General features: G+C 56.7%; 23 protein-coding genes. 11 read left to right on the top strand and 12 right to left on the bottom strand.

Features of this window, described 5'->3' with window-relative positions:
• Positions 1–15: 15 nt before the first annotated feature.
• The 6 genes from AKL27_RS06485 to phaC all read right to left on the bottom strand — a co-directional run bounded on the left by AKL27_RS06485 (position 16) and on the right by phaC (position 6,471).
• Positions 16–1,188 (bottom strand): cystathionine beta-lyase, encoded by a 1,173-nt coding sequence (locus AKL27_RS06485; RefSeq protein WP_050462121.1) that lies wholly within the window; start codon positions 1,186–1,188, stop codon positions 16–18.
• A gap of 47 nt (positions 1,189–1,235) precedes the next feature.
• A complete protein-coding gene (locus AKL27_RS06480; RefSeq protein ID WP_157056822.1) occupies positions 1,236–1,625 on the bottom strand; it encodes a hypothetical protein in 390 nt (129 codons plus the stop codon).
• A gap of 29 nt (positions 1,626–1,654) precedes the next feature.
• Complete coding sequence (gene rimO / locus AKL27_RS06475; RefSeq protein ID WP_050461984.1) at positions 1,655–3,031, bottom strand: 30S ribosomal protein S12 methylthiotransferase RimO; 1,377 nt, start codon at positions 3,029–3,031, stop codon at positions 1,655–1,657.
• Positions 3,032–3,127: 96 nt separating this feature from the next.
• Positions 3,128–3,679: a polyhydroxyalkanoate synthesis repressor PhaR gene (phaR, locus tag AKL27_RS06470; protein ID WP_050461983.1), complete on the bottom strand. Its 552-nt coding sequence runs from the start codon at positions 3,677–3,679 to the stop codon at positions 3,128–3,130.
• 168 nt (positions 3,680–3,847) lie between these two features.
• Positions 3,848–4,588, bottom strand: a complete 741-nt coding sequence (locus AKL27_RS06465) for a 3-ketoacyl-ACP reductase (protein WP_050461982.1) — start codon at positions 4,586–4,588, stop codon at positions 3,848–3,850.
• Positions 4,589–4,749: 161 nt separating this feature from the next.
• The gene (gene phaC, locus AKL27_RS06460) at positions 4,750–6,471 is read right to left on the bottom strand and encodes a class I poly(R)-hydroxyalkanoic acid synthase (protein WP_050461981.1); all 1,722 of its coding nucleotides are present in this window, start codon (positions 6,469–6,471) and stop codon (positions 4,750–4,752) included.
• A gap of 55 nt (positions 6,472–6,526) precedes the next feature.
• Here phaC and AKL27_RS06455 point away from each other — a divergent pair, with 55 nt between their 5' ends.
• The gene (locus AKL27_RS06455; protein ID WP_050462120.1) at positions 6,527–6,781 is read left to right on the top strand and encodes a hypothetical protein; all 255 of its coding nucleotides are present in this window, start codon (positions 6,527–6,529) and stop codon (positions 6,779–6,781) included.
• Between the two features lie 156 nt (positions 6,782–6,937).
• Here AKL27_RS06455 and AKL27_RS06450 read toward each other — a convergent pair whose 3' ends face one another.
• Together AKL27_RS06450 and AKL27_RS06445 are read right to left on the bottom strand one after the other, a co-directional pair.
• A complete protein-coding gene (locus AKL27_RS06450; RefSeq protein WP_157056821.1) occupies positions 6,938–7,183 on the bottom strand; it encodes a hypothetical protein in 246 nt (81 codons plus the stop codon).
• A gap of 20 nt (positions 7,184–7,203) precedes the next feature.
• On the bottom strand, positions 7,204–7,971 hold the full coding sequence (locus AKL27_RS06445; protein WP_050461979.1) for a sulfite exporter TauE/SafE family protein: 768 nt from the start codon (positions 7,969–7,971) through the stop codon (positions 7,204–7,206).
• 157 nt (positions 7,972–8,128) lie between these two features.
• Here AKL27_RS06445 and AKL27_RS06440 point away from each other — a divergent pair, with 157 nt between their 5' ends.
• Positions 8,129–9,025 (top strand): LysR substrate-binding domain-containing protein, encoded by an 897-nt coding sequence (locus AKL27_RS06440; protein ID WP_050461978.1) that lies wholly within the window; start codon positions 8,129–8,131, stop codon positions 9,023–9,025.
• Positions 9,026–9,064: 39 nt separating this feature from the next.
• Here AKL27_RS06440 and pgeF read toward each other — a convergent pair whose 3' ends face one another.
• Together pgeF and AKL27_RS06430 are read right to left on the bottom strand one after the other, a co-directional pair.
• Positions 9,065–9,817 carry a peptidoglycan editing factor PgeF gene (pgeF, locus tag AKL27_RS06435; protein WP_050461977.1) on the bottom strand — a complete coding sequence of 251 codons (753 nt, stop codon included), beginning with the start codon at positions 9,815–9,817 and terminating at the stop codon, positions 9,065–9,067.
• Positions 9,818–9,844: 27 nt separating this feature from the next.
• On the bottom strand, positions 9,845–10,891 hold the full coding sequence (locus AKL27_RS06430) for an RluA family pseudouridine synthase (RefSeq protein WP_050461976.1): 1,047 nt from the start codon (positions 10,889–10,891) through the stop codon (positions 9,845–9,847).
• Positions 10,892–10,954: 63 nt separating this feature from the next.
• Here AKL27_RS06430 and AKL27_RS06425 point away from each other — a divergent pair, with 63 nt between their 5' ends.
• Positions 10,955–11,755 (top strand): outer membrane protein assembly factor BamD, encoded by an 801-nt coding sequence (locus AKL27_RS06425; protein WP_050461975.1) that lies wholly within the window; start codon positions 10,955–10,957, stop codon positions 11,753–11,755.
• A 119-nt stretch (positions 11,756–11,874) separates the two neighbouring features.
• Here the strand turns inward: AKL27_RS06425 and yaaA are convergent, their stop codons facing one another.
• On the bottom strand, positions 11,875–12,651 hold the full coding sequence (yaaA, locus tag AKL27_RS06420) for a peroxide stress protein YaaA (RefSeq protein ID WP_050461974.1): 777 nt from the start codon (positions 12,649–12,651) through the stop codon (positions 11,875–11,877).
• A gap of 307 nt (positions 12,652–12,958) precedes the next feature.
• Here yaaA and AKL27_RS06415 point away from each other — a divergent pair, with 307 nt between their 5' ends.
• From AKL27_RS06415 to AKL27_RS06385, 8 genes are all read left to right on the top strand, one after another.
• Positions 12,959–14,692 (top strand): methyl-accepting chemotaxis protein, encoded by a 1,734-nt coding sequence (locus tag AKL27_RS06415; protein ID WP_050461973.1) that lies wholly within the window; start codon positions 12,959–12,961, stop codon positions 14,690–14,692.
• A 210-nt stretch (positions 14,693–14,902) separates the two neighbouring features.
• Positions 14,903–15,193 carry a hypothetical protein gene (locus AKL27_RS06410; RefSeq protein WP_050461972.1) on the top strand — a complete coding sequence of 97 codons (291 nt, stop codon included), beginning with the start codon at positions 14,903–14,905 and terminating at the stop codon, positions 15,191–15,193.
• Entirely contained in the window at positions 15,183–15,728 is a 546-nt protein-coding gene (locus AKL27_RS06405) for a PIN domain-containing protein (protein WP_408609759.1), read from the top strand. Before AKL27_RS06410 ends, AKL27_RS06405 begins: the two co-directional genes overlap by 11 nt.
• Positions 15,729–15,795: 67 nt before the next feature.
• A complete protein-coding gene (locus AKL27_RS06400; protein WP_050461970.1) occupies positions 15,796–16,956 on the top strand; it encodes a pyridoxal phosphate-dependent aminotransferase in 1,161 nt (386 codons plus the stop codon).
• 257 nt (positions 16,957–17,213) lie between these two features.
• Positions 17,214–17,756 carry a dihydrofolate reductase family protein gene (locus tag AKL27_RS06395; RefSeq protein ID WP_050461969.1) on the top strand — a complete coding sequence of 181 codons (543 nt, stop codon included), beginning with the start codon at positions 17,214–17,216 and terminating at the stop codon, positions 17,754–17,756.
• Between the two features lie 86 nt (positions 17,757–17,842).
• The gene (locus tag AKL27_RS27610; RefSeq protein WP_157056820.1) at positions 17,843–17,992 is read left to right on the top strand and encodes a hypothetical protein; all 150 of its coding nucleotides are present in this window, start codon (positions 17,843–17,845) and stop codon (positions 17,990–17,992) included.
• Between the two features lie 123 nt (positions 17,993–18,115).
• Entirely contained in the window at positions 18,116–19,267 is a 1,152-nt protein-coding gene (locus AKL27_RS06390; RefSeq protein WP_083438903.1) for a GNAT family N-acetyltransferase, read from the top strand.
• A 129-nt stretch (positions 19,268–19,396) separates the two neighbouring features.
• The gene (locus AKL27_RS06385) at positions 19,397–20,089 is read left to right on the top strand and encodes a glutathione binding-like protein (RefSeq protein WP_050461967.1); all 693 of its coding nucleotides are present in this window, start codon (positions 19,397–19,399) and stop codon (positions 20,087–20,089) included.
• 55 nt (positions 20,090–20,144) lie between these two features.
• On the opposite strand, the gene AKL27_RS06380 is transcribed toward AKL27_RS06385, so the two are convergent.
• A complete protein-coding gene (locus AKL27_RS06380) occupies positions 20,145–20,597 on the bottom strand; it encodes a MaoC family dehydratase (protein ID WP_050461966.1) in 453 nt (150 codons plus the stop codon).
• Positions 20,598–20,649 lie beyond the last annotated feature (52 nt).

Below are 20,649 nucleotides of genomic sequence, written 5' to 3'. Positions count from 1 at the left end.
CCAGCAGAAATTACGTCAAGGCTCCAGCCCGGCGAGCGCCTGCTCAATATCGGCGATCAGATCATCAGGATCTTCCAGTCCGATATTAAAGCGCACCAGATGGCCTGGATCAGACCATGCCGAGCGCATGGTCTGCATCCGGTACGGTACGCACAAACTATGCGCGCCACCCCAGCTGAAGCCGATTTTGAACAAGGCCAGGCTTTCCACAAAACGATCAATTTGCGCTTCGGTATAACGCCCGTCGAAGATCACCGAAAACAAGCCGCCGGCACCGGTGAAATCACGCTGCCAGATGGCATGTCCCGGGCAGTCCGGAAAGGCCGGATGCAAGACCTTGCCAATTTCCTTACGGGTCGTCAGCCATGCGGCCACTTTGCGAGCGGCCGCGTCATGCGCATCGAAACGCAGACGCATGGAAGGCAAACTGCGCAACACCAGATAGACATCATCCATGCCGACGCCCATGCCCAACCGCATATGCGCCAGCTCCAGCTTGTGATTGAGCGCATCGTCACGGGTGATGACCGCACCCATCAGGATATCTGAGCCGCCCGACTGATACTTGGTCAAGGCCTGCATCACGATGTCGATGCCAAGATCAAACGCACGCAGCGCCAGCCCCGCCGACCAGGTGTTATCGAGCGCCACCGTCACACCGGCCGCATGCGCGGCCTTGCAGATGGCCGGCAGATCGGCAACTTCCATCGACACCGAACCCGGTGCTTCAGTCCAGATCAGACGCGTGTCGGGTTGAATCAGATCGGCAATGCCGGCGCCGATCAGCGGATCATAAAATCGCGCTGTAATACCGAAATCACTTTGCAGCCAGCCGCTGAGTTCCTTGCTCGGACCGTAGACATTTTCCGGCAACAAAACGTCATCACCGGTTTTGAGCAAGGCGAAATTGACCAGTGAAATCGCCGCCAGACCGCTGGGCGTCAGGCGGCAATGGCGACCACCTTCAATTTCGGCCAGTCGCGCTTCCAGCGTGAATGTGGTGGGTGTGCCGTGCAAGCCGTAGGTGTAGCCGCTCTTCTCTTTCCAGTTGCGCGCGCGCATTGCCGCGATAGTGGGAAACAGTACCGTGGACGCATGATGAATGCTGGAGGGCAATGCAGAAAACCCCGCTGGCGGCGTGTAATCGCTGTGCACCAGAGAGGTTTGCGGAGAGATCTTTTTTTTCACGAGTGGCCCCGGAATAATGGAAGAAGATGACGACAGCAGATGCCTGCTCAAGGCGATGGCAACTGCAATACAAACGGTTTGCTGTCGCTGCCATCGGGTGCCGTCCAGGTACCGCTGATGACTGAACCTTGCAAGCTGCCTTCCCACTGCCCGGAAACATCCTGGCCATTGCGCGACTCTTCCATCACCAGATCATCATCCTGCACCTCACCGGCGAGCAGAATTTTCTGGGTCTGGCCGAATGCAAAGTAGGTTCCCTGCAAACCGTCTTCATCAGGCTTGGGTTGCAGATTGACTTGAATTTTCTGCGTTCCCAGGGTGCCACGCAACACTAAGGCTTTCGACAGCAACTGCCCCAGATGCCGGCCCGGCTGCACCGCTGCGGCGACCGCTGCATTTTGTGCAACGGCGGCCGATCCGACAGTCGATACAAGCAATACTGAACCCAATACGAAATACGCCAGCCTCATTGTGCAGCAGCCCATAAATCATGTGCATCGGCAGCCGTGATGACGGCATCGACAAACTCGCCGACGACCAGCTTTTTGTGCGGTTCAAAAGGCGGTTTGACATAGACCACGCCATCGATTTCCGGCGCATCGGCATACGAGCGTCCCACACCGCCGCTGCGATCGACTTCATCGATCAGAATGCGCATGGTCTTGCCGACCTTTTCCTGCAGGCGTTTCTTGGAAATTTCTTCCTGCAGTTGCATCACACGTCCACGCCGCTCTTCACGCACTTCTTCCGGTACCGGGTTATCGAGCGCATTGGCAGTCGCACCTTCGACCGGCGAGTAGGCAAAGCATCCCAGACGGTCGATTTGCGCTTCCTTGAGGAAATCCAGCAAATAGGAAAACTCGGCTTCCGTTTCACCGGGGAACCCGGCGATGAATGTCGAGCGGATCGTCAGGTCGGGACACATTGAGCGCCATGCCTGAATGCGCTCAATATTCTTTTCGCCGCTGGCCGGACGCTTCATGCGCTTGAGCACATCCGGATGGGCATGCTGCAACGGCACGTCCAGATACGGCAAAATCTTGCCTTCTGCCATCAATGGAATGATCTGATCAACGTGCGGATATGGATAGACGTAATGCAGGCGCACCCAGGCACCGTACTGCGCCGCCAGCTCGCCGAGCGCGGTCACCAGTTGCGTCATGTGGGTCTTGATTGGCTTGCCGTTCCAGAAACCGGTACGGAATTTGACATCCACGCCATAGGCGCTGGTGTCTTGCGAAATCACCAGCAATTCCTTGACGCCGGCCTTGAACAGGTTTTCCGCCTCCAGCATGATGTCGGCAATCTGACGCGACACCAGATCGCCACGCATCGACGGGATGATGCAAAAACTGCAACGATGGTTACAGCCTTCAGAAATTTTCAGGTAGGCGAAATGCTTGGGCGTCAGTTTGACACCTTGTGCCGGCACCAGATCGAGAAACGGCGCGTGCGGCTTCGGCAAGTGCCGGTGCACCGCCTGCATCACTTCACCGACGGCGTGCGGGCCGGTCACTTCGAGTACTTTGGGATGGATTTTCTGGATGATATCGTCGCCGTCGGCATCCTTTTTGGCACCGAGACAGCCGGTGACGATCACCTTGCCGTTTTCGCTCAGCGCCTCACCGATGGCGTCCAGTGACTCTTGCACTGCGGCATCAATGAAGCCGCAAGTGTTGACGATGACCAGATCCGCGCCAGCATAGGACTTGGCTGTGTCGTACCCTTCGGCACGCAATTGGGTCAAAATCTGTTCGGAATCGACCAGAGCCTTGGGACAGCCGAGTGAAACAAAGCCAACTTTCGGCGTTGCTGGGGGTGCGAGAGGAGAAACGATAGACATGATGGGGAGCCGCCAAAGCGAAGATCAAAACGAAGGCGCTATTGTACCCGTTGCAAGGCAGGCATACCGTAAAACGGTAAATGCCTGCCCGTCATCTTACTTTTGGTCCGGCGGAGCGAAGGGGAATGTGCCAAACATGTTCTTGGTCTGGCTCTGCATCTGCTCTTGCATCTGAATGAACAGGCTCTTGCTCTGCTCGATGTAGTTGCTCATCATGCCTTGCATCATCGGTCCCTGGACATTCATGAACTGGGTCCACATTTCAGGGCTGAACGGCTTGCCTTCGTAGAAACCCTTGGAGTTTTCCGCCAGCTTGTTCTGAATATCGATAAACGCCTGAATGTTCTTTTCCAGATAAGAACCCATCATGCCTTGCATCGCGTGGCCATAGTAGCGAATGATCTGCGACAGCGCGGCGCTGGAAAACATCGGTGCGCCATGCGACTCTTCTTCAAGAATGATCTGCAGCAGAATGCTGCGGGTCAGATCTTCACCACTCTTGGCATCGACGACGGCAAACACTTCGTCGTCGAGCACCAGTTGTTTGACATCCGTCAATGTGATGTAAGAACTGGTTTGCGTATCGTACAGGCGCCGGTTGGGATATTTTTTAATCAAGCGCTCTGCAGCGTTTTTTGCACTAGTCATCTGAAATTCCAGTTTATTTTCAGCTATTGAGCGGGCTGCCACTGTCAGTCTCGTTGCCAGTCGCCTGCCCACCCGCGTATTGCATTATAGAATCGAAACCGGGAATTTAGGCAAATTCCCGGTTTCTCGGTATCAAACCTGCCGGCAGGACATCTGCCTCGCCCGGTCTTATCCCATATGCAAGCCGCCGTTCAGCGAAAAGTCCGAACCGGTCGCATAGCCACCTTCATTCGAGGCAATCCAGGCAATGATCGACGCAATTTCTTCCGGCTCGGCCAGACGCTTGACCGGAATCCCGGCCACGATCTTTTCCAGTACTTCCGGACGGATCGCGCGCACCATGTCGGTACCGACATAGCCCGGCGACACGGTATTGACGGTCACTCCCTTGGTTGCCACTTCTTGCGCCAGCGCCATCGTAAAGCCGTGAATGCCGGCCTTGGCGGTCGAATAGTTGGTCTGGCCGAACTGACCTTTCTGACCATTCACCGACGAGATGTTGATGATGCGTCCCCAGCCACGATCAACCATGCCTTCGATAACCTGCTTGGTGACATTGAACAGCGAGTTCAGGTTGGTGTCGATCACCACGTCCCAGTCAGCCTTGCTCATCTTGCGGAACTGACCGTCGCGGGTAATGCCGGCATTATTGACCAGCACATCCACCTCGCCGATTTCAGCCCGTACCTTTTCAAACGCCGCCTTGGTTGAATCCCAGTCCGCGACATTGCCTTCCGAAGCATGGATATCGAAATCCTGGGCCCGCATGTCAGCCAGCCATTTATCCTTGCGCGCCGAATTCGGGCCGCAGCCGGCAACGACGGTATAACCATCCTTGCACAGTCGCACACAAATTGGGGTGCCGATTCCACCCATGCCACCGGTTACGTATGCGATGCGTTTTGCCATGTCTTGCCTCCTGTATTGTCTGTGGATAGTTACTGCAACCGGCTCACGCTCCAACTGCAAAATCCTGAACTGAGCATGAACCGGAAATGAGGATGGCGTTACTGCCTGATACGCCTGCGATCTTGTTGCGCATATCCTCGTATCTGATTGCTGTTGGCGCGTTAATCTGCTCTGACTTTGACATACCTCCCTGGGGCCGGTTCAATGGGTTGATGCGTCTTGTTGCCGAATACGCGTGGCGCCGCGACCTTCTTGCCGGCATGGCTGGCAAGAAATGCCGACCACTCGGTCCACCAGCTGCCCGGATGTTCGGTAGCGCCATCGAACCACGCCTGGGCATCCGGTCCGATATCGTCGTTGGTCCAGTAGCTGCGTTTGTTTTTCGCCGGCGGATTGATCACGCCGGCAATGTGGCCGGAAGCACCGAGCACGAAGCGGTTGCTGCCAGGCTTTTTCTGATTGAGGATGGCGGTCGAAACATATGCCGACTGCCACGGCACGATGTGATCTTCGCGCGAAGCGAAAATGAAAGTCGGCGCCGCGATTTTATGCAGATCGATTTTTTCGCCTGCCATGGTCAGCTTGCCCGGCGTCTTCAGCGCATTTTCCAGATACATGTTGCGCAGGTAGTAGCAAAACATCGGTCCCGGCAAATTGGTGCTGTCGGCATTCCAGTACAGCAGATCGAATGCAGCCGGCGCTTCACCCTTGAGATAATTCGATTCGACGTAATTCCAGATCAGATCATTGGGTCGAAGACTCGAAAACGCGCTGGAGAAATCGCGCCCGGCCATCAGGCCGTGTTCGCCGATTGCCTGTTCGCGCATCTTGATTTGCATCTCGTCAATATAGACATCGATGGCGCCGGTATCGACAAAATCGAGGAAGGCCGTCAACAATGTCAGACTCGACACCGGCTTCTCGCCACGCGCCGCCAGCAATGCCAGCGCACAAGACAACAAGGTGCCGCCAACGCAGAAGCCGAGGGCATTAATCTGGTCCTGACCGGAAATTTCCTGCACTACGTGAATCGCGCGCACCACTGCGTCATCGACGTATTGCTCCCAGGTCGCATGCTCCAGCGAAGCATCGGCATTGCGCCAGGAAATCAGGAACACGGTATTGCCCTGCTCGACCGCGTAGCGCACCAGCGAATTCTGCGGCTGCAGATCGAGAATATAGAATTTGTTGATGCAAGGCGGCACGATCAGCAGCGGCCGTGCATGCACAGTTTTGGTCAACGGCTTGTACTGGATCAACTGGAAAAATGCATTTTCAAACACCACCGCGCCTTCGCTGGTGGCGACATCCTTGCCGACCTCGAACGCACTTTCATCGGTTTGAGAAATTTTCCCGCGCTGCAAATCAGCAAGCAACTGGGTGATGCCGCGGGTCAGACTTTCGCCCTTGGTATCAATGATTTTTTGCTGCGCTTCGGGATTCGTGACGAGGAAGTTCGCCGGCGACAAGGCATCCACCATTTGCTGGACGGCAAAGCGCAGTTTCTGTTTGATTTTTTCGCTCGCCTTGACTGAGTCCGCGAGCGCCATCAGGAAGCGGCCGTTCAACTGATAGGCGGCGGCCTGGAAGGCATAAAACGGATTGGAGTGCCACGCTTCGGCGGCCATGCGACGGTCAGTGATGGCCGGCGGATTCGCGCTCAGCGCCGACTGCCAGAGCCCGGCGAACTGATCTGCATAATCCTGCTGCAAACGCATCACGTCGGCAGGATCAAGCGTAGCGCCAAGACCGCCAAGCTGCTGCTGAACCACATGCAAATCGAGCTTTCCGGCCGGTAGTGACTGCCAAATCTTGGGATCCGACAACTGCTCCAGCCAGGCTGAAAAAACGGGTGGTACGTTTTGCTTATTCTGCTTATTCATGCTCGCATCTACAATTTTCGCGTATCGTTACGATTTGTCTCAAGCCCAAACTGATATGTATATCGTAGCAATCGCCTGGTTATATGTCGTCTTCATGATGTCTGTCACCGAACAATCCGCCGTCGCAGGAATCGCCACGTTTTTCCTGTACGGTGTATTTCCTTTGACAATTGTTTTATACCTGATGGGCACGCCGCAACGCAAGCGGAATCGTCAAATCAGAGAAAAAGCCGCGCTTGAGGCCAAGCAAGCCCTCGCCACCGCCGATTCCGCCAGCAAACCGGATTCGTTGCCGGACGACAAATCCTGATCAATTCCGGGCATGAACAAAGGGTCATACACCCCGAATCATGCTTCACAGTATTTCACAGGCATGCAAGCATTCCCATCGTTATCGCCCGATTAAGCTTCGACGAATATTCGATGCGTGCCTGAACGGGCAGCAAGGCGGCGGCGACCACCACGACTACTCCGCCGCTGGTGCCAGCCACGCCGGTAAATGGCAACGCGGACAAGCGGACAGGATGGTGATGCCGGGATATTGCTGCTGCAGAAACTGCACCATGGTGGCAGCAATCCCGCGTTGACGCCAGGGCGGCGTCACAAAGACCATGAGCACCGACAGGTGCCCTGCCTCACACCGGTAGTCGAGTGCGCCGACCATGACAGCATCGATGCTGGCCCGCACCCGGTGATGAGGATGTGCGATCAACAGCTCGCATTCGACCCCGCTCACATCAGCACACGCGACGCCAGATGCAAACCCAGCAGCAGCAGACCGCTGAAAAAGCAGCGACGAAATAATTGCGCACTCAGCTTCATGCGTGCCCACTGGCCGATGAACATGCCGGCCAGCGCCGGCACCAACGCCAGAAGCGATACCCCGACCAGATCGCCACCGATGCCGCCGCCGCTGCCCAAGGCAATGGCCAGTGCCACGGTCGACACGGTAAAGGACAGGCCCAGCCCCTGAATCAATTCCTCCTTTTCCAGATTCAGTGCCTGCAGATACGGCACCGCCGGAATCACGAATACGCCAGTGGCAGCAGTGATCAATCCGGTGACCAGACCAATCGGAAACGATAGCCATTTCTCGTTGCGCGGCGCCACCGAAAAACGCACCGCAGTCAGCCCGATCAGCGCATAGATCACCAAGGCCACGCCAAGCCCGATCTCAGCCTTGCCACCAATAGCGGCGGCCAACATGCCGCCACCGCCGACCGTGCCAAGCGCAATGCCGGCCAGCATCGGCCATAGCCGCTTGAACAAACCGATGAAGTTACCGCCCGCCAGCAATTGCCAGAGGTTGGTGACCAGTGATGGCACAATCAGCAACGCCGCCGCTTGCGCTGGCAACATCGCCAGCCCCAGCAAGCCCATGGCGACGGTCGGCAAGCCAAGTCCGATGACGCCTTTGACAAAACCGGCCAACAAAAATGTCGCCAGAATCATCACGATCACGGCCGCATGTGCGGCATCCCAAGTCAATCCATGTGTCATTTTTTCAGCCTGTCATTGTCTGCGATACCTGCAGTGTGCCAGTGCTCGCGCGGCTTCGAAATGTGGAATACACTGAGTCAGCCTTCGGCACTGACGAAGGCTGACTGACGTCAACCGACTTTTATCCGCCACGAATCTGCCACGACATTCTGATCCCATGAGCCAGCGCCTTGACCTGACCGACCTGCGTTTATTCCTGCATACCACCGAAACCGGCAGCATTACGGCCGGCGCCGAACGCACGCATATGGCACTGGCTTCGGCCAGCGCCCGTATCCGCGCCATGGAAGATAACCTTGGCGTACCGCTGCTGTTGCGCGAACGACGCGGAGTGCAGATGACCAGCGCCGGCCGCGCGCTGCAACATCATGCGCGCACCATGCTGCAGCAGATGGAAAAAATGCGTGACGAGCTGGGCCAATATGCGCAAGGATTGAAAGGCCATATCCGATTGCTGGCCAACACGTCTGCCATCAGCGAATTCTTGCCGGATGCACTTGGCATTTTTCTGAGCAATCATCCGAACATCGATATCGATCTGGAGGAGCGCCTCAGTTATGACATTGTGCAAGCCATCACTGACGGCATTGCCGATGTCGGCATCGTGGCCGACTCGACCGATATCGCCAATCTGGAGAGCATGGCATTTCGCGCAGACCGGCTGGTCGTGGTGACCGCACGCCGACATCCGCTGGGACGAAAAAAACAGATGCAGTTCGCGGATGCCCTGCACTGCCACTTCATCGGCCTGAGCGGCGACAGCGCGTTGCAGGAACACATCGCGGGACATGCCATGCGTGCCGGCAAGCGCTTGCAATATCGGGTACGCCTGCGCAGTTTCGATGCGATCTGCCGCATGATAGAAAGTGATGTTGGTATTGGCGTCATCCCGGAAACCGCAGCGCTGCGCTGCCAGCAAACCATGGACATCAAATGCATCCGCCTCAGTGATGCCTGGGCCAGTCGCCGTCTGCTGATTTGCGCGCGCCATTTTGCCAGCCTGCCTGGCGCCACCAGTCAGCTCATCGCGCAACTGCGCCTTGGTCAGACCTGAGTCATACCAAGGCGATGCTGCGAGACAATATGCCAGAGATTATTTGAGCCAGATGAGCGAGGTCATTCTGCCCGTCAACCGATCACGCCGATAAGAATAAAAACTGTGCGCTTCGATCACGGTGCAGTGATCGCCGCCGGATATCTGATCCACACCAACCTGTTGCAGGCGGCGTCGTGCCAGTTGATAGATATCGGCCAGATATTTGCCGTCGCGTCCGGCGATGGCCGCAAATGCCGTTTTACTGTGCGCATCGTATGCCGTGAACGCATCCAGCACATCGCTGCCCACCTCGAAACGCTGCGGGCCGATGGCCGGCCCGAGCCACGCCATGATATCGCCGGCGCCGCGGGCGCGCATCGCCGCCACGGTATTTTCCAGCACCCCGCCGACCAGACCGCGCCAACCGGCATGCGCGGCCCCCACCACACTGCCGGCCGTATCGCAAAACAAGACCGGCAAGCAGTCAGCAGTCATCATCGCGCACACCACGCCGGCGCGATGCGCAATGCTGGCATCGGCCACAACCGCGCCACCGGCATCGGCAGCATCACGCACCACCGTGCCATGCACCTGCGTCAGCCAGACCGGTTCGGCCGGCAAGATGCTGCGCAAACGACGCCGGTTTTCCGCCACGCGGGCCGGATCGTCCTCCACATGATCGCCAAGATTGAGACCGCCGCCGCCCTGACCATCATCACAGGGAGCGACACTGACGCCGCCCTGACGCATGGTGGTAAACGCAGCGACGTTGTCAGGCGCATTGCGCCAGTCCGGAAGCAATAATTGCATGATCAATCCGCCAGTCAGTCTTCAGATTTACTCGTCCAGCGCATCGCTGACAGCCTGATCGATGCCGGCACGCACCAGCAGTTCGGCAAAATCAGGCGGCAAGGCGGCTGACCAGACGCAATACTTGCCGCTGACCGGATGATTCAGACCGAGGCGCGCCGCCTGCAATGCCTGACGCGGGAAAAACGGCATCAGATGCGGCTTGCCATACAAGGCGTCACCTACCAACGCAAATCCCAGCGACTGCATGTGCACCCGGATCTGGTGAGTACGACCTGTTTCCAGGCGACAATGCATCAGACTGACGGCACGGCCATCAAGCGCGCCAACGGCGAGACGCCGGTAGTGCGTCAATGCCGGTTTGGCGATCATGCTTTCCGATACCGCCATCTTGATGCGATCGCGCGGATGACGGGCCATGGCGCCGTCGATTTGCCCGGACAATTGCGGCGTCCCCCATACCAGCGCCAGATACTGACGCTTGACGGTACGGGCCTGCAATTGCCGCACCAGATCGGTCTGTGCCGCCAATGTTTTCGCTACCACCATCAGGCCGCTGGTATCTTTATCCAGCCGATGCACGATGCCGGCCCGCGGCACATTGGCGAGGGATGGCAAATGATGCAACAGTCCGTTGAGCAGCGTACCGGTCCAGTTGCCGGCGGCCGGATGCACCACCAGACCGGCCGGTTTGTTGATGACAATCAAGGCTTTATCTTCATGGACGATGTCCAGATCCATCGCTTCCGGCTGAAATGCCTTCTCTTCCGGCGCGATTTGCGGCGTGACGACCACCAGCTCGTCGCCCAGCACGGTCATCTTGGTTTTGGCCGGCGCGCCGTCGACCGTTACGTAACCGGCCTCGATCCATTGCTGAATGCGGCTGCGGGAATAGGCCGGAATCAATCCGGACAATACTTTGTCGAGACGCACGCCACAGGCATCGTCGGCCATCTTCAGGGTAACAGGTGCTATGGCATCGCTAAATTCGTCGAGTGCTTCATCACCCTCATCGATATCTGCGGTGTCGGCTGGAAATGCTTTTTCAACCGGGGGGGGTGTATTACGTGACATCAGCTATAATCAGTGGGTTGTATTCTTGTTTCTTTGCACCCCGCTCAAAACTGCTCAAACGTCATGCAAAAAATCTTATTGAAATTGTTGGCCGTCTTTTTCATCATTTCCCTGTCAGCGTGCGGTCTGCTGCCGGAACAAAAAGATGAGACGACGGGTTGGTCCGCGTCCAAATTATACTCGGAAGCGAAGGATGAACTAAACGCTGGTGGATATGACAAGGCAATCAAATATTTTGAGAAGCTGGAATCACGCTATCCGTTCGGTACTTATGCGCAGCAGGCACAAATGGATATTGCCTATGCCTACTACCGTCAGAACGATCAGGCACAGGGTCTGGCAGCAGTGGATCGCTTCATCAAGCTGCATCCGAATCACCCGAACGTCGATTACATGTATTACCTGCGCGGGCTGATCAATTTCAATGATCGCACCAGCATTTTCGATACTTTCACCGATCAGGACAACACCGAGCGCGATCCCAAGGCCGTACGCGACGCCTTCGACTCGTTCAAGCTGCTGGCCGAACGCTTCCCGGACAGTTCCTACACACCGGACGCGATTCTGCGCATGAAGTATCTGGTCAACTCGATGGCCCAGTATGACGTCCACGTGGCGAGGTACTACTATCGTCGCGGCGCCTATGTGTCTTCCGCCAATCGCGCCCAGGCTGCGATCAAGGAATATCCAGACGCACCGGCGATCGAAGAAGCACTGTTCATCATGATGCGTTCCTACGAAGCGCTGGGACAGAAACAATTGCGCGACGATACCGAACGGGTCATCAAGGCCACTTACCCGAACAGCAGCTATTGGACCGGCGGCCCGGCCAAGAAGAACGGCCCGTGGTGGAAAATCTGGTAAGTCCCGCATGAAGGTCTGCATACGCTGAACAAGAGCTGCAAAATCAAAAGCCACCGCAAGGTGGCTTTTTTTCGTCTGCCGGATACTGCGACCGCACACTGGACTGCGGCCGCTGAGCGTCAATCCGCAATACGGCGGCGAAACACCCAGGAAGTGTCGCTGGAAACCGACTCATCAAACGCATAGCCATCGAGATCGAAGGCCTTCAGCCGTTCCGGTTGTGCAATCCCCTTCACGGCCGCATAACGGGCCATCAAACCACGGGCGCGCTTGGCATAGAACGAAATGATCTTGTATTGACCACCCTTCCAGTCCTGAAATACCGGCGCCACGATACGGCCATCGAGCAACTTCGGCTTGACCACCTTGAAATACTCTTCGGACGCCAGATTGATCAACACCTTTGATTTGTGTTCCGACAACACCGCGTTCAGGGCCTGCGTCACGGTATCGCCCCAGAATGCATACAAATCCTTGCCACCCGGATTGGGCAAGCGGGTCCCCATCTCCAGACGGTAAGGCTGCATCAGATCCAGCGGACGCAATGCGCCATACAACCCGGACAAGATCCGCACGTGCGACTGCAGGTAATCAAGTTGCTTGGGCGACAAGGACGAGGCATCCAGCCCTTCATATACATCGCCATTGAATGCCAGCACGGCCTGCTTGCTGTTCTTTTTCGTGAATTTGCGGGACCACGATGCATAGCGGTCAACATTCAACGCTGCCAGCTGATCTGAAATTCCCATCAAGGTCGCAATTTGCGCCGGTGCCTTGTGTTTGAGCACCTCGATCAGTTCCGCCGAGCGGGCGATGAAATCAGGCGTGGTATGCAAATCGGTAACCGGGGGCGCGTCGTAATCGAGTGATTTTGCGGGCGATAAAACAATCAGCATGAGCGAGTCCGTTTAAATAATTTCCGCAATGATACCGAAAGCCGGGAAAGTCGTCCGGGCGGCACCGGAAATGCGCTGTTTTCATTCACCGAAAGGCGCTGCAGCTCACAAAACATGGGCCTGTTGCAATTCAACAATAGCGCGAAAGTATTTCTCTCTGGTACTTAACTTCTCCATAGAATGGTCGTTAGCAAGGCAATAGAAAAAATACTGAAAACCGGAAATCCGGCGCAGCGTTATCTGTGACGACAAACAGAGCGGCGACCAGTAATGCGGACACACGACCAATCCACACGAGGAGACAAACATGAAGTGGTTCTACGATTTACGCATCTCAAAAAAACTACTGATCTCCTTTGTCCTGATACTGTCACTGACGTCAGCCTTGGGCATCTTTGCCATCTCCCGGCTGGCCAAAGTCAATCAGGCTTCCACCGATATCGCCACCAACTGGCTGCCCAGCATCCGCACCTCGCTGGAAATGAAAACCGCGTTGTCGCAGATCCGTTCGCTGCAACTGCAACATGTATTGACCAGCGATAGCACTGAAATGACCCGCAATGAAAAACTGCTGGGCGATGCCATCAACACCATGCAGCAAAAAATGGCGACCTACGCGACCTTGATCAGCACACCGGAAGAACGGGAAATCTTTCCGCAACTGAGCAAGACGCTGGAAGCCTTTCTGGCCATTCACAAGAACGTGGTGGCAACCTCGCGCGACGGCAAAAATGACGACGCGCGCCAACTTTTACTGAAAGATGGCACCCCGTTGTATCTGCAAATGTTCGCCGCCATCGACAAGCTGGTGAAGGTCAATCAGGATGGCGGCGTGCAAGCCGACCAGTTCGCCGAATCCACCTTCCAGTCAGCACGCATCATGATCGTGGCACTGATGGCGGCCTGCATCGTGATCGGCCTGATCATGGCGGTGTGGGTGGCGCGCATCGTCTCGCGGCCATTGCAGGCGGCGGTCGATGTCGCCCAGCGCGTTGCCGACGGCGACCTGACCGCTGACATCCGCTCCGACAGCAAGGATGAAACCGGGCAGTTGATGGCCTCGCTCAAGGCCATGAATGACAGCTTGCTGAAAATCGTCACCGAAGTACGTCAGGGGACCGATACCATCGCTACCGCTTCCAATGAAATTGCCACCGGCAATCTGGACCTGTCGAGCCGCACCGAAGAACAAGCCAGTTCGCTCGAAGAAACCGCTTCCTCGATGGAAGAACTGACCTCGACCGTCAAGCAAAATGCCGACAATGCACGACAAGCCAATCAACTGGCAGTATCGGCTTCCGAAGTGGCAATTCAGGGCGGCAACGTGGTCGGCCAGGTGGTCGACACCATGGGTTCCATCAATGACTCGTCCAAAAAGATCGTCGACATCATCAGCGTCATTGACGGCATTGCCTTTCAAACCAATATTCTGGCGCTCAATGCCGCAGTCGAAGCGGCGCGCGCCGGTGAACAGGGGCGCGGCTTTGCGGTAGTGGCGAGCGAAGTGCGCAGCCTGGCGCAACGGTCGGCCAGCGCGGCCAAGGAAATCAAGACCCTGATCGACGATTCAGTCGAAAAAGTCGGCACCGGCAGCAAACTCGTGGCACAAGCCGGTACCACCATGCAAGAAGTTGTCAGCAGCGTCCGTCGCGTCACCGACATCGTTGGCGAGATCAGCGCCGCCAGCCAGGAACAGAGCGCCGGGATTGAACAGGTCAATCAGGCGATCACGCAGATGGATGAAGTGACCCAGCAAAATGCCGCGCTGGTGGAAGAAGCTGCCGCGGCGGCACAATCGTTGCAGGATCAGGCTGGCAATCTGGCGCGCGTCGTCAGCGTCTTCAAACTCGACAATAGCGTCGCCGCACCAACCCGGCCCGCCCTCGCCGCCCGGCCGTCTGCGCCGGCACTGACAGCGCGTCCGACTGCGGCGCCAGGCCGGGCACCGTTGCGTACCCCGGCAAAAATTGCATCGGTCACTCCCGCCGCAGCCGGCAACAAGCCCGGCAGCAGCGACGACGAATCGTGGGAGCAATTCTGACGCCGTCACCGCCCCCTGTGGCGCACATACCGCATGTGCGCCATTGCCATGACGTAATGCCGGCTGGCCGGACGATGACCCGCCAGTCGCGCCTGACGCGCTGTTTCCATTTATGCAAAACGCCCCGACATGGATTAGTATCCAGATATGGAGCACGGTTTTACAGCAATACATCGTCGCTACCTACAACGACGGAAAACTGGAGGCATCATGAAACGCGATAAAGTACTGATGGCGGATATTTTGAAAGCGCTCTCTTCCTTCGGCACCACCTACGGCGATGTCGAAAAGATTCAGGGCGGCCTGCATGCACAAGCCACTGCTCCCGAACTCATTTTGCATCACCTGCGCCTGCTGCATGACCGCGGCCTGGTGGCCGTCGACATTCACCAATTCTGGCGGGTGACGGATCAGGGTTATGACGTGCTGGAAGCCGGCGTCGATCCGACCCAACCGTTGCCCGCAACAAGCCCTACGAAAGCCAGTGGTTTTGACAACTAATATTTCATCAGATACTGCCTCGCCCGCATCTGCGGCATCACCCGCTACCGCAGTCGCATCACCGGCTGCCGCTGCCCCGCGCATCGTTCTCGACACCAATGTCTGTCTCGATCTGTTCGTATTTCGCGATCCGCGCTGGAATGCGTTGCTGACGGCGCTCAACAATGGCGACATCGAGGCCGTCACGCGCGAGGATTGCCGCATGGAATGGCTGATCGTCCTCGACTATCCCCATTTGCCTTTGACCGAAGCCGACAAGCCGGCCATTCGTGCCGAGTTCGACCGCCTGATTACTTGCCTGCCGCCGGCCAGTGTCAATACTTTCGGTCTGCCGCTGTGCAGCGATACCGACGACCAGAAATTTCTTGAGTTGTCATTGCAAGCCGGCGCCATGCAACTGATCACCAAAGACAAGGCGTTGCTGAAGCTGGCCAGGAAAACGGCCCGCAAAGGCATGTTCGCGATCTTGCCGCCACAGGCCTGGAGCCGCCCCGAAGCAGCCGTCACGAACGGCACCGCAATGCCGACAGCCTGATCGCCGGCATTGCGGGCAATTCGGCTAAAATGCTTTCTTTCTTCATTGAACTCACTGATTTTCTGCAATGACTCAACCTGCCAGCATCGTCTCCAAACTGCCGAATGTCGGCACCACCATTTTCACCGTCATGTCGGCGCTCGCGACCGAAAAAGGCGCTGTCAATCTGGGTCAGGGCTTCCCTGATTTCAATTGCGACCCGGCCCTGGTCGATGCCGTCACCAAGGCGATGCAGGATGGCCTGAACCAATACCCCCCAATGACCGGCGTGCCGCTGTTGCGCGAGGCGATTGCGCAGAAGATCCAGGCCTTGCATGGCCATCGCTATGATCCGGCCACCGAAATCACCGTCACTGCCGGTGCCACGCAAGGCATCCTGACCTCGATTCTGTGTGCCGTCCATGCCGGCGACGAAGTGATCGTGATCGAACCCGCTTACGATTGCTATGTGCCGGCCATCGAACTGGCCGGCGGCATTCCGGTATTCGTCCAAATGACCGTCGGGGCTGACGGTTACAGCGTGCCCTGGGATCAGGTGGCTGCCGCCGTCACCGGCAAGACCCGCCTGATCATGGTCAACACGCCCCACAATCCGACCGGCTCGATTCTCAAGCAGGCCGATATCCGGGCGCTGGCCGAGATCGTGCGCGGCACCGACATCCTGATCCTGTCCGATGAAGTCTACGAGCACATGGTGTACGACGGTCAACAGCATGAATCGCTGAGCCGTCATCCTGAACTGGCACAACGCACCTTCATCAATTCCAGCTTCGGCAAGACCTATCACGTGACCGGCTGGAAAGTCGGCTTTGTCGCGGCCCCGGCGGCACTGACGGCAGAATTCCGCAAGGTGCATCAGTTCAATGTATTCACCGTCAATACCCCGGTCCAGTACGGGCTGGCAGCTTACATGCAAAACCCGGCGCCTTATCTTGAGTTGCCGGCGTTTTATCAGCGCAAGCGTGATCTGTTCCGGGACGGCTTGAAGAACACCCGCTTCAAGCTGTTGCCGTCGGACGGCACCTACTTCCAATGCGTCGAATACGGTGCCATTTCCGATTTGTCGGAAGCCGAATTCTCGACCTGGCTGACCACCGAAATCGGTGTCGCCGCGATTCCGGTTTCGGCGTTCTACAACACGCCGAAAGAATCCGGCATCGTGCGTTTCTGCTTCGCCAAGAAAGATGAAACCTTGCGTCTGGCGCTGGACCGGCTGGCCGCACTCTGATCGTCAGCCAGACAACAGGCAACACAGAGGGCCGCTAACTACCGGCCCTCTTTGCATGGTGCGATGAATGCGGCCTGTCCGTTCGACCGGCAACCGGCTCTCGCGCCCGGCATTTTTAGCGCCCATCTTATCGACTTCCTGTCCGGACGCCTGGCCTCCGCCCACGGCAGAATTCACGCATGCGTTCCCGATGTATCCCGCAGCAGTGAAAATACCTTACGATACTGACCGCATCAATTTTCTGTCCGGAGTTCCAGTTGACCATACATTTTTCTGCTTACATCGCCACCAGTCTGGATGGCTTCATTGCGCGCAGCAATGGCGATCTCGACTGGCTGTTCAACGCCACCACCTCCACCGATGACCACGGTTATGCCGAGTACATGAACGGCATCGATACCATCGTCATGGGTCGCAACACTTACCAGACCGTACTGGGTTTTGGCGAATGGCCTTATCCGGAAAAACGTGTGGTCGTCCTCAGCACCACGCTGTCGGCAGATGCCATTCCGTCACATCTGCAAGATAAGCTTTTGCTACATCCGGGGCCGTTGCCGCAGTTGCTCAAGTCCCTCACCGAGCATGGCTGCAACAATGTGTATGTGGATGGCGGCAGCGTGATTCAATCTTTTCTGGCGGCCCGGCTGCTGGATCAGATAACCGTGACCACCATCCCGATTCTGATCGGCAGCGGCATTCCCTTGTTCGGCAATCCCGGACATGACATTCGACTTGCCCACCACAAGACCACCGCATTTGACAGTGGTTTTGTCCAAACCACCTATCAGATCAGCCACTGACCGTCCCGGTACGGCCATCGCCAGGTTGCCGTTGCGAAACTAAAATTTCCTGTGTGCAATCAATTTTCGCAATCACGGCGAAAACCGTGCCAGCAGCCATGCAGCGCGGGTTTTTGCACGTCTTTGCCAGCAACAACAACACGCTGGGTACGTATTGCCAAGCAGCAGGTTTTCGCCGTATTCTTAACTTCATTTTACAAATTGGCCTGAAAGAATTTCCGCAAGAAAACCAATAAGGGGTCGCAGAGCGCAAAGCGTTGCATAACGAAAAGAATAGTATTAAAAAATAAATATAAATTATTGTTTCTTCGTCAACTTCTGAGAAAATGACGCGTTGTCGAAAAAAATAAGAGGCGGGAATGCGACGAGATACGCTACATACGGTTGCCGGGTTGCAACTGCAGGTAATCCATAAATTCGAAGAACTGACTGCCCTGTCCACTGAGTGGGACGCGCTTGAGCAAAAGCTTTATCTGCGCACACCGTTCAGTTCTTCCACATGGAATATCTTGTGGTGGGATCATCATCGCGAAGCCAAGATGATGATTCAGGATGAGTTGTATTCCTTCGCCTTGCGCAATGCCGAAGGTGAACTGGTGGCAATCGCACCGATGATGGTCAGCGTGCGGCCCGGCATCAAAGCATTCGGCATCCGGGTATTGCAGTTCTTCGGTGCCGATCCCAACGTGACCGAAATTCGCGGCCTCATCTGCGATCCGGACTACCGCGAACTGGCTGTGGCAACCCTGCAGAACCATCTGCGCTCCAGCAAACGCAAATGGGACTGGATCGAATGGCAGGGATTGTCGCTGTCACAGGCGCTGATCCTGTCCACCCCGTCCGCCGAACAACCGCAGCCGCGCGTGGTCTGTTATCTGACGCTGCCACCGACCTGGGAAGAACTCAAGACCAGCCTCTCGCGCAACATGAAGGAGGCAATCCGCAAGTGTTTCAACTCACTCAAACGCGATGAGCATCATCATGAATTGCATGTGATCAGCAAGCCTGAAGAAGTAGAAGCTGCCATGCAAACCTTCTTCAATCTGCATACGCTGCGCGCCGAAGTCGGCGACACGGTCGAACACGCCAATGTATTCAAGCGCGAAAAAAGTCGTCGCTTCTTGACTGCCTTCACGCACAAAATGGCAGAGCAAAATCGTCTGCGCCTGTTCCAGGTCAAGATCAATGGCAAAGTCGTGGCCACCCGCATCGGCTTTGTCTGCGACCGCCACCTGTATCTGTACTACTCGGGTTATGACGTCGAATGGGGCAAGTACAGCATCATGACCACGGTGGTGGTGCATGCAGTGCAATGGGCGATTGAAAACGGCTTTGAATATCTGAACCTGTCGACCGGCCGTGATTACTCCAAAATGCGCTGGCAGCCGACCGAATATCTGCTGCACAACGCGATCCAGATTTCCACCCGACTGCGTTCCGAACATTTGTTTCATGGCTATAACAAGCTTCGCTCGGGCGCCCTCTCGCGCTTTCTCACGCGCCGCAAATAGGCCGTTCGCAAACCGCGCCACCGTCTGCAGAGTCAGAAACGATCGGCTACACTGTCGTGCCAGGAATACCTGCGCGTGCGGCATGCGCGCCGCCCGGAACCATCTCGACATCTACAGACAAGGAATACCATGATTGACGTATACAGCTGGCCTACGCCCAATGGCCACAAGGTCCACATCATGCTGGAAGAATGCGGCTTGCCGTATCGTGCCCACGCCATCGACATCGGCGCCGGCGACCAGTTCGGTGCCGACTTTCTGGCCATCTCTCCCAACAACAAGATTCCGGCCATCACCGATCCCGACGGTCCTGACGGCAAACCGATTTCGCTGTTCGAGTCGGGCGCCATCCTGATTTATCTGGCAGGCAAAACCGGCAAATTCCTCGGCACCACCGACCGCGAAAAATTCACCACCTTGCAGTGGCTGATGTTCCAGATGGGCGGCTTCGGCCCGATGCTCGGCCAGGCGCATCATTTCCGCCTGTACGCCCCGGAGCAGATCGAATATGCCGTCAACCGCTACACCAACGAAGCCAAACGCTTGTATGGCGTGCTGGATGTGCAACTGGAAAAAACCGCGTATCTGGCCGGCGACAACTACACCATCGCCGATATCGCCACCTTCCCGTGGGCCCGTTCATGGAAAAACCAAGGTGTCGAGCTTGAGGACTTCCCCCACGTCAAACGCTGGTTCGATGCCATCAGCGCGCGCCCTGCCGTGGTGCGCGGTGTCACGGTGCTGGCAGATCGCCGCAAACCGCTGACCGACAGCAAAGCCAAGGACGTTCTGTTCGGCAATCAGCAATATCAGAAACGCTGATCAATCCTGAGTGAGGGATTGCGGGAGTGCGCTGACACCACTCCCGCGCAGGACCTCAATATCTGCGGATGATGAATTCAGCGACACACACCGGTTTGTCATTGTTTTCACATTCGATCGTCACTTCCCACACCACCTGCGCACCGCCCGCAATATCTTCCACCGACAGCAGATTGATCACGCCACGGACGCGGCGTCCGACCGGCAACGGCGTCGGAAAACGGACCCGGTTCAAACCGTAATTGACCAGCATCCGTACCTCGCCCATGGCGATGGTTTGCTGCAACAGCAACGGCAGCAAGGACAAGGTCAGAAAGCCGTGGGCAATGGTGCCGCCGTAGGGCAACTCGCGCTTGCTGCGTTCGACATCGACGTGAATCCATTGATGATCGCCGGTGGCATCGGCAAACCGGTTGACCTGATCCTGTGAAATTTCAATCCAGTCGCTGACTGCGACTTCCTGCCCGACCAATTCCTTCAATGCCGCCAGTGTTGCTATTTCGCGCATGTCGCCCCCAATGGTTTGCTGCCGTTGATAAATACAACATGAAAACGGCGCG

It is taken from the genome of Herbaspirillum autotrophicum, from assembly GCF_001189915.1.
Classification (GTDB): Bacteria; Pseudomonadota; Gammaproteobacteria; order Burkholderiales; family Burkholderiaceae_D; genus Herbaspirillum; species Herbaspirillum autotrophicum.
This window is presented reverse-complemented; position numbering and strand designations above follow the sequence as displayed.